This window comes from Paraglaciecola sp. 2405UD69-4, assembly GCF_047525415.1.
GTDB lineage: Bacteria > Pseudomonadota > Gammaproteobacteria > Enterobacterales > Alteromonadaceae > Paraglaciecola.
In genome coordinates this window covers 28371-41414 of record NZ_JBLIXM010000006.1, presented here as the reverse complement: position 1 = coordinate 41414, position 13044 = coordinate 28371, and the positions used below count along the sequence as shown (strand labels likewise).

Sequence of the window (13044 nt, the reverse complement as noted above, 5' to 3'; positions counted from 1 at the left end):
AGGCTAAATATCGGCTGACACTTTCACTTGGTTCCTTCCAGAATTTTTTGCCGCATAAAGTGCTTTGTCGGCTCTTTCTATAACCTGAACTAGCAAGTCTTGCTTTTGTTTTCTTGCCACACCAAATGATGCAGTTACAGGAGGAATTGTTTCTCCTGTCCGCTTGTTGTGAAATGGCACCGATGAAAGTTTTATTCTTAGTGCTTCTGCAAATTTCTGTGTTTGTTTAATGTCATAGTTAGGGCATAGTAAAGCAAATTCTTCACCACCAAATCTAATTGGGGTTATGACGTCTTTACATTCTTTTTGAAGTAACTGACCAACAAACTTGAGTATTTGGTCGCCCAATAAATGACCATGGGTATCGTTAAACAGTTTAAATTTATCGATATCCATAATAACTAAGGATAATTCATTGTCTGTATTTTCATTTACAAATTGATTGTAAATGGCTTCTAGCATTCTTCTATTATACAAGCCAGTTAGCGGGTCTGTGTTTGCTTCTTTTCTGCTACTTTCAAGTTGTTGCTTTAGGGAGTTAATCTCAGATTGTGCTGCTTTTAGTTGCCCCTGAAACTCTTCATTTACATCGCAAATTGCATTGGCATTATTGCTTAGTTTAGTTAAAAGCGGACCTGCAGTGTCAGACATCCCTTGTTCATCTAACTCGACTAAATTTCCTTTTAACGCTTTTGAATAAGAGCTTGTTTGTTGACTCGTGTGATCTAAAGAATCCGAAAGCTTACCCATAACATTTGAAAGTGCTTTTTGAAATGCAGCGAATTGTTCTTTATTTTCACCATCTAGTTTTTCAATGTGCTCTTTAAATAACGCTTGGCTAGAAGAGGGGGGACAGGTTCCATACAGCTTTATGGTTTTATCTAACTCTTTGTTGAGTAAAGGAAATGTTTTAGAGTAGTAGCTGTACCATAAGGTATAGTTTAAAGGATTTGGCACTATATTGTATTTAACCATAGTGGTAACTGCTTGACGTAAATATTCTGCAGCTTGCTCTGAATTTTCAGAAAAATTCATATGTGTTCGTCTCCAAAAAGTAAACTATGCGACTTCTTTCATACGTCCTTGTACAAAGGGTAACACTATTTAAATGCTTTTTAAGGTAAAAAAATTGCCAAATTTAATCGTCATTGGTTTCTGTAGGAGAGCGCCGTGGCTTTCTCTTCATTGGTAAATCTCCCACCTCTTTTCCTTGCATTGTATTTACTCGACTGGTGTTTGACTGGCTTTTTTCGGCTTGCGAGACGTTTTTAGTTTCACTTTTGTTAGGTTTTGTCTTGGTCTTTTTAGGCGTTTTCAAACCTTTAAACTTGGCTTCTAAGCCTTCTATCATTGCTAAATCAATGTTTTGTTTTAAAAAGCTTTTAATGGCGACAAAGCTAAACCAATCTTTAGGTCCAACAAAAGAAACAGCTTGCCCTTTATTACCAGCTCTGCCAGTTCTACCCACTCTATGGACATACTCATCTGCTAATTTTGGTAGGTCAAAATTAATTACCAATGACACATTTAATAAATCTAAACCACGAGAGGCTATATCCGTGGTTACCAAAATATGCTGTTGACCTCGGCCAAATTCACTCATGATATTGTTACGTTGCCCCTGCGTTAAGTCACCGCTTAGTGCAATAGCATGGAAGTGTTTTTCATTTAGCATCACAGATAAACGTTCGGTATCGGCTCGTGTGGCCGTAAATATTATGATTTGCCTATGTTCTTCCTGATTGATGACATTGAGTAATAACGACTCTTTATGGGTTACGTTATCAGCCAAATAAAATGCTTGCTGGATATCTTTATGTTCTTCACTAGATGAACCAACACTGATGCGCTGCGGAGCTTTAAGTAGAGTATGGGTAAGCTCATGCATTGCTGCTGTGTCTAATGTAGCCGAAAACATCATTGACTGGCGTTTTCTGTGGTCAGCCATTTGATTGATTTGCTTAAGCTGCGGAGCAAAACCTAAATCTAACATCCGGTCAGCTTCATCTAGAATTAATAGCTCTAAACCATTTAGAAATAAAGACTTACCAGTCAGGTGGTCAGCTATGCGTCCCGCTGTGCCGACGACAAACTGTGGGTTATGTTTAAGTGCTTTCACTTGATCATTGAAGTTTTCACCACCTAATACTAAGGCAGCTTTTAACGGTTGTTTAGCAATCAACCACTTGAGTTGTAAGAATACTTGCTTGGCTAGCTCTCGCGTAGGAGCTAACACCAATACTCTAGGATCTCTTTTGCTAAGGGGTTGCTTAGTTAATACTCTATGCACAGCTGGTAACAAAAAGGCCAGGGTTTTACCTGAGCCAGTTTTAGATGATGCAATAAGGTCTTTGCCTAACATACCATATGGTATGGCCTGTTGCTGTATTTGGGTAGGAGAAGTAAGCCCTTTAATATCAAGGGCTTTTAATAGATTGTGATGAATACCTAAGTCACTAAATTGCAAAACACACGCTCTGAAAACGGAAAGTTTTTCAATTATACAAGTTGCAGCGGTTTATACCATCAAAGGATGATAATCAGGCAATGATTAACAATTCTGTTAATCACTTATAGAGTTTAAAAAGTCATCTCTGGTGTATCTTTTCCTATTACAAGCTTGCCTGAAGTTTTTGATTGTATTTCCTCTACCGAGACCCCAGGTGCTCTTTCTGTCAGATGAAATGCACCGTCTTTTATTTCCAAGACGGCAAGGTCTGTGATTACCCGATTAATGCAGTTAACGCCAGTTAACGGTAAGGTACATGCGCTTAATAACTTTGAATTACCTTTTTTATCTGCATGGGTCATGGTGACAATTATTTTACGAGCGCCAGCAACTAAATCCATCGCTCCTCCCATTCCTTTAATAAGTTTTCCGGGGATCATCCATGAAGCAATACTTCCAGATGTATCCACTTCAAAAGCACCAAGTACGGTTAAGTCTACGTGACCACCTCTTATCATGGCAAAACTCTCTGCAGAGCTAAAAATTGATGCTCCAGTAACTGTTGTCACTGTTTCTTTGCCTGCATTGATTAGATCAGCATCTACTTGGTTTTCTGTGGGGTAGGGGCCCATTCCCAATAAACCATTTTCAGACTGTAACATAACGTCAATTTTTGGATTTACATAGTTTGCGGCTAAAGTGGGGATGCCTATGCCTAGATTGATATAGTCACCATCATTGAATTCTTGGGCTACTCTTTTGGCAATTTGCTCTCTAGTTAATGACATGGCAAGCTCCTGTTAATGGCTAATTGATGGTGTTGTTACTATGTGTTCAATACGTTTTTCAAAAGTTCCAGCTATTACTCGGTTAACATAAATGCCCGGTGTGTGTATTTCACTTGGGTTTAATGCTCCCGGCTCAACAATTTCTTCGGCTTCTACTACTGTTATTTTCCCTGCTGTTGCTGCCATTGGATTAAAGTTTTGTGCAGTATGACGATATATACAATTTCCATATCTGTCTGCTTTCCATGCTTTTACTATTGCAAAGTCACCAGTAATGGACTCTTCCAATATGTAGTTACGACCAGAAAATTGACGAGTTTCTTTATTATCAGCGACAGGTGTTCCGTACCCTGTTGCGGTATAAAAAGCGGGGATCCCAGCACCGCCGGCTCTTATTTTTTCTGCTAATGTGCCTTGAGGAGTTAACTCAACTTCTAACTCTTTGTTCAGAAGTTGCTGTTCAAACAAAGCGTTTTCACCTACATATGACGCTATCATTTTTTTTATCTGTTTTTGTTGTAACAACAAACCCAAACCAAACCCGTCTATGCCACAATTGTTGGACACAATAGTAAGGTTTTTTGTAGCCATTTTATGTATTTGGGAAATCAAACCTTCAGGGATCCCACATAGTCCAAAACCACCAGCAATAATTGTCATGTTGTCAGATAACCCAGCCATTGCTGCTTCATAGCTATCAACTACTTTATTGAAACCTGGCATCTAGCGTTTCCTCAGTTATTTAGTTCTCACAGTCTAAGGGGTGGTAATTAAGAGTAAAGTTGAATTAATATGCATATTAATAAGTTTAATTTATTAATTGTGGTGAGGTTATGGGGCCTAATGTTTCGTTTAAACAACTAAATATTTTTGTGTGTATTGCTAACTCTCATACATTTGCTGAAGCGGCGGAGAAGATTCATTTATCTCAGCCAGCCTTGTCGTCAGCTATGAAAAAAATGGAAGGGCAAGTAGGTGGAGAACTGTTCTTCAGGACGACCCGTAAAGTAGAATTAACCCCCGAAGGAAAACTGTTTTTGCCTATAGCTAAAAGGTTGATTCTAGATTGGCAGCAAGCATTTTCTGATTTAAACGATTTATTTTCATTAGGACAAGGGCGACTATCTATAGCTGCTATGCCGTCATTTGCAGCCGGTTTGCTTCCTAGTATATTACAAAGGTTTACGGCTCTTTATCCGAGTATTAAGTTAGCTGTTAATGATGTGGTAATGGAGCATGTGATACAAAATGTTCAAGGTGGACACGCTGAACTTGGATTTTCTTTTGAGTCGGAGAAAATGGAAGGTTTGGAGTTCCATGCTCTTTTTGAAGATAGCTTCATGGCAGTGGCTCACTCTTCTCATCCGTTAACAAAGTTTGAGGGTGTTTCTTGGCCCCAGTTAGCTAAATTTCCATTTGTAGCGATGAACAGGGGCTCCGCAATTAGGCGATGGATTGATGAGCTCATGGAGAATAAAAATTACTCTTTAAATATAGTGGCGGAAGCTAGTCAGTTGGCAACATTGGGGCAATTTGTCAATTATGAGCTAGGAGTATCAGTTGTACCTGCTTTATGTCGAGAACAAATGTTAGCTAAGAAGCTAGTGTGTTTACCCATAAAAGATAGTGGTTTGAAGAAACAGGTTGGGATCATTAGACTTAAAAAAAGTAATTTATCATCTGTTGCCCAGGGGTTTTGGAGCTGGGTAGTTGAGCAAGTTAGTGAGGAGTTAGATGCAAAGGACTATTTACTTCTCAATAGCTAGTTTCACCTACTACCACTTTTTCTTTTCTGCAAATAGTTCATCTAATTCATTACGCTCGGACTCCTGTCTTTGTGCAACATCTTCACTATTAGCCTGTTTCAGGTTGTTTTCAATATCAGATAATTTGTCTTGAAGTTGGCGTTTGCGAGCCATGATATATTCATCTTGAACCGGTTGTGACGACAGGGCACCAATGGCTTTTTCTAAACATTGACGAGCAGAGCCTATCTGTTCTTTTTTTAATGCAATGTCACCTCTTCGGATCAGAGTGTCCACATTTGCTCTTAATTGTAGTCTTTCCAGCAGCTTGTCTTCTGATAAAAACACTCGACTTTCAAGACGGCCTTTTTTAAATTCTGCCCTTAACAGCGCTCTAAGAGTTTTAATTCCTTTAATGAGTTGGATAACCTGCTTATCTGCTTGAGGTAGCTTAAATTTTTCTTCTGGTGGTGGCGGTTGAGCAATATCAATTGCTTTTAGCTCTTCCTCAACTCCCTTAATTTGCTGATTATACCTGTTTGGGTCATCAGTGGTGTTTTGTAAAGCTTTAGTCGCAATGAGTATCCTGCGCTTCATTATAAACAAGAGCCTTTGAGTGAAGGGTATCCCTTCGGCTGCCTTTAAAGCGACTTCAGTATTTTCAATAATGGCTTTTTGTTTGGAAGCTTCAGCTCTGCGTTCAGTTTCTATCCTATTTTTATGTTGTTGCATAGCATTAACGATGACGCCGATCAGCACCAAAGAAACGATTAACACTATAATTATCGTAAACATCATAAAAGTATTTTTATTCCAACATTAAAATAAACACAAAAATTAAGGTATTGATAAAACAAATACACTTCCCCCTAAGGCACCACCATTTGTTAATGATATAAATCCTGCTTGATTGCTTTTGCTATGAGCTTTAGCTATTAAGTGAGCAAAAAACAAACCTAATCCAGTGCGTCCTTGTCTAATGTCAAATGCTTGCATGTCAATTAAATCAGCATTTAACATACTCTTGGGGTAACCAGGGCCATCGTCTTCTATTTTAAAAACGAGATTTTGGTTTTCTTCATAGACACTCAGTATTATTTTATTTTCGCCATAACGAAGTGCATTAATAAGAACATCATTTAATAGTATACAAATTAAATCAGAGTCTAAGTACCATAATAAATCGGCAGATTTGTTAACTTCTAAACTCATATTTTTATGGTTTAGGTAATTTTTGTTTGAGGCAACCAAATCATCAATCAAATCTGCAATATAGTGCTCCTCAATATTAACTGGCAGATTATTCAATCTAGCCCTGTAAAGAGACAGCAATTGAACTAGGCCAGTGTTTAGTCTTGCTGCTTCATAGTGAGCCGAAGCAAGAAATTCGCTGGTTTTTGAATCTGGTTGATTAATGGCATGATTAATATCTTCGATGCTTTTATTGAGTAAACACAACGAGTTTTTCATGTCATGAACAGCTGAGCCTAGCACAGTTGAAAAATCAATCATTTCATCATCTTTAAGCATTCGGCACTCCATTGAGTAAATGATTTCATTACGAACACCCTATATTTTGATATTTTATTTATATTTTTTAGCATCTTAACAAATTTTTATGGGACTTTTATCCTTGATTCGTTGCCACTTTGGCAAGTGGTTTTTTATATAACTAGAACTTTTTTTTAAAATTTTATGGAATTCATTTTGTTAAAGTTATATAACATTTGAATATATAGGGTGATTGTCTGTTAACTAGCAAGGTCAAATAATGAAATTACAACAACTCAGGTATATTGTTGAGGTTCTTAACAATAATTTAAACGTATCAGCCACTGCAGAAAGTTTGTATACATCACAGCCAGGTATCAGCAAACAAGTACGTATGTTGGAAGATGAGTTGGGAGTACAAATTTTTGGACGAAGTGGTAAACATCTGACTCACGTAACTGAAGCGGGCCAAGATGTGATTAACATATCTCGTGAAATTTTAGCTAAGGTTGAGAGCATCAAAGCTGTGTCACGAGAGCATACCTTGCCTGATCAAGGAAAGTTAAATATTGCGACAACCCACACGCAAGCCCGTTATGCCTTACCTGATGTAATTAAAGGCTTTATGAGCAAATATTCCAAGGTGTCTTTACACATGCACCAAGGTACCCCGTCACAAATAAGTGACTTAGCTGCAAAAGGCGAAGCTGATTTTGCCATTGCTACAGAGGCTCTGCATTTATATAACGATTTGGTGATGTTGCCTTGTTATCATTGGAATCGCAGTATTATTGTCAATCGAGATCATCCTTTATCTAAAAAAGCCAGTATTACCATTGAAGATTTGGCTGAATATAACCTGGTTACTTACGTATTTGGCTTTACAGGTAGGTCATCCCTTGATCAAGCGTTTAGTGCCGCAGGCATTGAACCGAAAATTGTATTTACCGCCACAGATGCTGATGTCATTAAAACTTATGTACGTTTAGGTGTTGGAGTAGGGGTGATTGCCTCAATGGCCATAGATGACAAGCTAGATTCTGATTTAGTCAAAATTGATGCGAGTCATTTATTTGAATATAGCACCACTAAGATTGGCTTCCGTAAAGGATCGTTTTTACGCAGTTACATGTATGAATTTATTGAACGTTTTGCGCCTCATTTGACTAAGTCTGTAGTAGAAAAGGCCATGATGTTGAAAAACAACGATGAAGTTGAAAAAATGTTTAAAGGGTTAACCTTACCCGTTAAGTAAAATATATTGTGAGAAACCCCAATTAGTTACCTTATAGTTAGTGACTAATTGGGCGGCTAGCCATAGTTAACATTCAATAATATTGACCGCTAAACCTCCTCTAGCGGTTTCTTTGTATTTAGACTTCATGTCGTTGCCTGTGTCCCACATTGTTTTAATGACCTTATCTAATGATACTTTCTGTTGGCCAGTACCTCTTAGGGCGAGTCTTGAAGCGTTAATGGCTTTTATTGCTCCCATCGCATTACGTTCAATACAAGGAACTTGTACTAAGCCTCCAACAGGATCACACGTCAGGCCTAGGTTATGCTCCATACCAATTTCCGCGGCATTTTCAACGGACTCTACTGTTCCTCCCATTATCTCTGTGAGTGCTCCTGCTGCCATTGAACAGGCTACGCCTACTTCTCCTTGGCATCCTACTTCTGCTCCAGAAATCGAGGCATTTTTTTTGTATAAAATACCAATGGCGGCAGCTGTTAACAAAAAGCGACTAGCTGTATTGGGGTCTAAAGGTTTTACGAATTTGTCAAAATAACTTAAAACTGCAGGAATGATCCCTGCGGCTCCATTTGTGGGGGCGGTTACTACGCGGCCACCGGCGGCATTTTCTTCGTTTACCGCTAGTGCAAATAGGTTGACCCAGTCCATTGCTACCATTGGATCATTTGTTTGTTCAGTTTGTAATCTTCTATGAAGTGCTGGTGCTCGGCGAGTTACCTTTAACCCTCCCGGAAGAATACCTTCAGATTCTATACCCGTTTTTACACTTTCACTCATTACTTGCCAAATATGCCACAGATTTTTAATCACCTTTTCTTGAGGCTCAATAACTTGTTCATTTTTTAGCATAACAGCGCTAATGCTCAGGCCATGCTCTTTGCATATTTCCAGAAGTTGTTTAGCACTGGAGAAGTTAAAAACAGGAGTGGGTTGATTATCTAATAAAGCCGCTGATTTTTGTTTCTCAAAATCTTCCTCTTTTATAATAAATCCGCCACCTATTGAAAAGTAAGTTTGGGATATAAGGTGCTGCTCTTGGCTAAAACCATGAATTGTTAGTGCGTTAGCATGTTGAGGCAGGCTTTTACGTCTATGAAAGGTGATACTACCTTGATTGGGAAACTGAATTACCTTTTGATTATTTAGGTTTAAGCTTTGTTCGTTGTGGATCTGATTAAGTATGCCATTAATTTGTTTACTATTAATGGTTTCAGGCTCATGACCAAGCAACCCTAAAATAATGGCTTTACCTGTTCCATGTCCTTTACCTGTTTGTCCTAAAGACCCAAATAACTCTACTGTGACTTTATCTACCTGCGCAATAAGGTGAGTTGCTGTAAGTTGCTCACAAAATGCCTTTGCAGCGCGCATTGGTCCTACTGTATGAGAGCTTGATGGTCCAATGCCAACACTAAACATATCGAATACACTTATCATTTTTTATTCTTGTACTTGAGCAAATGTAGTTTTTATTGTGCGTCTAAACTGAGCATTGAACAATAGCAAAGGAAGTATTAGTGTAAGCCAAGGTGTAAGGATTACTGCACTTAGATTGGGTTTTCTGTGAAGCCCATAAAAATAACGTTTATTTGGCTAATTAAAATGGTGAGATAGGTTTCTTACAAAGGCTGCAGTTGCGCCCCAAATATAATGATTTTGCCACTGTATGAAATAAACAGGGGTTTGATGATTTTTACGTTTCATCCAATGGGTGTAATGGTTATTTGGGTTAAGCAAAAATGTCAAAGGTACTTCAAAAGATTCAAACACTTCATTTTTGTCTAATTTTAAGGTTACGGGAGGAGATACAAAGCCAATAAAAGGCGTAACCTCAAAGCCACTTACCGTTCTATATAAAGGTAGTTTCCCTATAACATCTACGTCTTGTGGAGAAATCCCAATTTCTTCATGGGTTTCGCGTAATGCCGTGTGGATTAAAGATAGGTCTGATGTTTCTTGTTTACCGCCAGGGAAACTCACTTGTCCCCCATGATGCTTGAGGTGTTTAGCTCTTACCGTGAAAACGACTCTTAGCTCATCTGGATATTGTACTATAGGGATAAGAACAGCTGCAGGTTTTCCTAGGCTTTTAAGAGGAAAGTCGGGTTCACTTATTACTTGTCGAATATGATGATACTTAATTAAAAACTCAGATTTATTCATATGTTCTTTGGGTGTTTTTTAGGCAAATCAGCATCGAGTATGGGCAATATCTTAGACACTTTATCTAAGCTTTCCTGATATTCGTCATCAGCTAATGAGTCAACTACAATACCGCCTCCGGCCCAACAATGGATCTTGTTTTCTATTGTAGCCTGTTCACATAGTAAGCTACGGATACAAATGCTGGTATCCATATCACCTTTTATACCTAAGTAGCCAATACTGCCGCAATAGATATTACGATTATTCGGCTCTAGTTCTTCAATTATTTCCATGGCTCTTATCTTAGGCGCGCCAGTAATAGACCCACCAGGAAAGGCTCCTTGTAGCAAATCAATGGCCGTTTTATCTGATTTTAGTTTCGCAGTTACCTTACTTACTAGGTGATGAACAGAGGTGAATGTTTCTATTTTGAATAGCTCGGGAACAGCAACAGTGCCAGCTTCACAATGTTTACTAAGGTCGTTTCGTAATAAATCGACAATCATTAGGTTTTCGGCTTTATCTTTTGATGAACTAAGTAACGATTGAATTTGTGCTTTGTCTGCAATGGCCTCTAATTGTCTTGGCCGTGTTCCTTTGATAGGTTTGGTTTCTACATTTTTATTTTTTACTAATAGAAAACGCTCTGGAGAAATACTCAGAATACTAGAGTGTGATAAGCGTATAAAAGCTGAAAATGGAGCTTTGTTTTCTCTTCTTAGGTTTAGATAAGCATGCCATTCATCACCTTCATAGCTGGCAGTAAACCTTTGGGCTAAGTTTGTTTGATAGCAATCCCCAGCCTTTAAATAAGACTTTATTGCCGCTATTTTCTGTTTATAGGCAGCCTTTGACATATTAGCTTGCCATTTGGACTTTAATGTGAATTTTTGCGATTCGTAGTTAGAACTTGCCAGGCTTTCAATTTCTGACTGACTAGGGTGGGGGTAATCGTCAAGGTAACACAAGTAAAAACAGTCACTGAGATTATCTTTAATAATACTCCAGCTATAAATACCTATGGCCATATCTGGTGTGTGATATTCGTCAGCATTTTTATTTGGTAAAGTCTCAAAGCGACGGCCAAGGTCGTAACCAAAATACCCTAAAGCTCCAATAATAAATGGTAAATCTACAGAAGAAGCTAGTTCTACCTCTGATAAATACTGATTGCTTAGCTTTTGTAATAGTGCCAATGGGTTGTCATTACTACACTCTTTGGAGTTATTGTAATGGGTCACCTCTGAATAATTACCCTTAGTGGTAATTGTGGCTAACGGATTAGCTACCATAATATCGTACTGACCGTTTTCATGTTCACTACTTGATGAGTCGAGTAACATAGCCCAGCTTTTATGGGAGTAGTGTTGAAAAATTTGCGTGATACAAGTCTTGGCTTGAAGAGTAATTGGGACAATAGTGACTAAAGGATTATTTAACATCATTATGAAATATTTAGGTACTCGGATAAATGTTTAATAAAATGCTGCAGATTTATCATGGAGCAATTTTGCTTTGCAGGTTATCATAACTAGATAAAATGTAACCTAAGAATATCTAAGAGGCATCCATGACCGTTATTCGTCAGCAAGATTTTATTGATAGTATTGAAGAGTCTTTACAGTTTATTTCCTATTATCACCCTCTCGACTACATTCAAGCAGTCGAAAAAGCTTATAACAAAGAACAAAGCCAAGCAGCGAAAGATGCCATGGCGCAAATCCTTATCAATTCTCGAATGTCTGCAGAAGGTAAACGTCCTTTGTGCCAAGACACAGGTATTGTTACATGTTTTGTTAAAGTTGGAATGGGTGTGCAGTGGGATAAAACTGATTTAACCATTCAAGAAATGGTGGACGAAGGAACAAGAAGAGCTTACCTCAACCCTGATAATCCTCTTCGTGCCTCCATTGTTGCTGATCCTGCAGGGGCTCGTAAGAATACCAAAGATAACACGCCTGCTGTCGTACATATTGATACTGTTGCTGGCGATCATATCGAAGTCATGATCGCTGCTAAAGGTGGTGGTTCAGAAAACAAATCTAAAATGGTTATGTTAAACCCTAGTGATGATATTGCAGATTGGGTAGTGAAAACTTTGCCAACTATGGGGGCAGGGTGGTGTCCACCTGGAATGTTAGGTATAGGTATTGGCGGTACAGCTGAAAAAGCCGCTGTACTTGCTAAAGAAAGCTTAATGGATCCGGTAGATATTCAAGAGTTAATGGATAGAGGTGCTGAAACCACTGAAGAAAAGCTACGTTTAGATATCTTCAAAAAAGTAAATGACTTAGGGATTGGTGCCCAAGGCTTAGGTGGTTTAACAACAGTCGTTGATATTAAGATTAAATCACTGCCTACTCATGCCGCCTCTAAACCCGTTGCCATGATCCCTAACTGTGCAGCAACGCGCCATGCTCATTTTCACTTAGATGGCTCTGGTCCTGCTGATTTTACGCCACCAAAACTTGAAGATTGGCCGGAGGTTACTTGGGAAGTTGCTGAGGGGACACGCCGTGTCAACTTAGATACAGTGACCAAAGACGACATTCAAGAATGGAAAGTGGGAGAGACTGTCTTATTAACCGGTAAGATGTTAACTGGCCGTGATGCGGCTCACAAGCGTATTCAAACCATGCTGGCTAATGGCGAAGGCTTACCAGAAGGTGTTGATTTTGATAATAAATTTATCTATTACGTGGGGCCAGTTGACGCAGTAGGCGACGAAGCAGTAGGCCCTGCTGGCCCTACAACAGCCACCCGTATGGATAAGTTTACTGACATGATGTTAGAGAAAACAGGCATAAGTGGCATGATAGGTAAAGCTGAGCGTGGCCCAGCTACAGTACAAAGTATTGCAAAACATAAGTCTGTGTATCTAATGGCCGTTGGTGGTGCTGCATATCTGGTTTCAAAAGCTATTAAGAAAGCCCGTGTGGTGGCGTTTGAAGACTTAGGAATGGAAGCCATTTACGAGTTTGATGTAGTGGATATGCCAGTGACAGTTGCGGTTGATAGTAGTGGCGCCAATGCCCACGAAACGGGACCGGCTATTTGGAAAGTTAAAATTGCAGAAATGGAAAAATAATCCAAATATACTGACATTAAGCTTTTGTAATTAACGGCGGTTTTACCGCCGTTTTTGTTTTTTAGGTTATGAGGTTTTTA

Annotated in this window: 12 protein-coding genes; 3 read left to right on the top strand and 9 right to left on the bottom strand. The window is 38.8% G+C overall.

Annotated elements, in window-relative coordinates; all coding sequences use genetic code 11:
• Positions 1-3 precede the first annotated feature (3 nt).
• The 4 genes from ACMUMK_RS16615 to ACMUMK_RS16600 all read right to left on the bottom strand — a co-directional run bounded on the left by ACMUMK_RS16615 (position 4) and on the right by ACMUMK_RS16600 (position 3960).
• Positions 4-1035 (bottom strand): diguanylate cyclase, encoded by a 1032-nt coding sequence (locus ACMUMK_RS16615; protein ID WP_414702274.1) that lies wholly within the window; start codon positions 1033-1035, stop codon positions 4-6.
• A 103-nt stretch (positions 1036-1138) separates the two neighbouring features.
• Positions 1139-2467 (bottom strand): DEAD/DEAH box helicase, encoded by a 1329-nt coding sequence (locus ACMUMK_RS16610; RefSeq protein WP_414702273.1) that lies wholly within the window; start codon positions 2465-2467, stop codon positions 1139-1141.
• 113 nt (positions 2468-2580) lie between these two features.
• A complete protein-coding gene (locus ACMUMK_RS16605) occupies positions 2581-3237 on the bottom strand; it encodes a CoA transferase subunit B (protein WP_414702272.1) in 657 nt (218 codons plus the stop codon).
• Between the two features lie 12 nt (positions 3238-3249).
• Complete coding sequence (locus ACMUMK_RS16600; protein WP_414702271.1) at positions 3250-3960, bottom strand: CoA transferase subunit A; 711 nt, start codon at positions 3958-3960, stop codon at positions 3250-3252.
• A gap of 110 nt (positions 3961-4070) precedes the next feature.
• On the opposite strand from ACMUMK_RS16600, the gene ACMUMK_RS16595 reads away from it, so the two are divergent.
• A complete protein-coding gene (locus ACMUMK_RS16595; protein ID WP_414702270.1) occupies positions 4071-5003 on the top strand; it encodes a LysR family transcriptional regulator in 933 nt (310 codons plus the stop codon).
• A gap of 9 nt (positions 5004-5012) precedes the next feature.
• Here ACMUMK_RS16595 and ACMUMK_RS16590 read toward each other — a convergent pair whose 3' ends face one another.
• Together ACMUMK_RS16590 and ACMUMK_RS16585 are read right to left on the bottom strand one after the other, a co-directional pair.
• A complete protein-coding gene (locus ACMUMK_RS16590) occupies positions 5013-5780 on the bottom strand; it encodes a hypothetical protein (RefSeq protein ID WP_414702269.1) in 768 nt (255 codons plus the stop codon).
• Between the two features lie 39 nt (positions 5781-5819).
• Positions 5820-6512, bottom strand: a complete 693-nt coding sequence (locus ACMUMK_RS16585) for a sensor histidine kinase (RefSeq protein ID WP_414702268.1) — start codon at positions 6510-6512, stop codon at positions 5820-5822.
• Between the two features lie 241 nt (positions 6513-6753).
• Between ACMUMK_RS16585 and cysB the strand changes: the two genes are divergently transcribed.
• Positions 6754-7728 (top strand): HTH-type transcriptional regulator CysB, encoded by a 975-nt coding sequence (cysB, locus tag ACMUMK_RS16580; RefSeq protein WP_414702267.1) that lies wholly within the window; start codon positions 6754-6756, stop codon positions 7726-7728.
• A 66-nt stretch (positions 7729-7794) separates the two neighbouring features.
• Here the strand turns inward: cysB and ACMUMK_RS16575 are convergent, their stop codons facing one another.
• The 3 genes from ACMUMK_RS16575 to pabB form a co-directional block, all read right to left on the bottom strand.
• On the bottom strand, positions 7795-9168 hold the full coding sequence (locus ACMUMK_RS16575; protein WP_414702266.1) for an L-serine ammonia-lyase: 1374 nt from the start codon (positions 9166-9168) through the stop codon (positions 7795-7797).
• 156 nt (positions 9169-9324) lie between these two features.
• Positions 9325-9894, bottom strand: coding sequence for a CoA pyrophosphatase (locus tag ACMUMK_RS16570; RefSeq protein WP_414702265.1), 570 nt, complete (start codon positions 9892-9894; stop codon positions 9325-9327).
• Positions 9891-11321, bottom strand: a complete 1431-nt coding sequence (gene pabB, locus ACMUMK_RS16565) for an aminodeoxychorismate synthase component I (RefSeq protein ID WP_414702264.1) — start codon at positions 11319-11321, stop codon at positions 9891-9893. The genes ACMUMK_RS16570 and pabB overlap by 4 nt, the downstream gene beginning before the upstream one ends.
• A gap of 125 nt (positions 11322-11446) precedes the next feature.
• Between pabB and ACMUMK_RS16560 the strand changes: the two genes are divergently transcribed.
• Complete coding sequence (locus ACMUMK_RS16560; protein WP_414702263.1) at positions 11447-12964, top strand: fumarate hydratase; 1518 nt, start codon at positions 11447-11449, stop codon at positions 12962-12964.
• Positions 12965-13044: the final 80 nt, after the last annotated feature.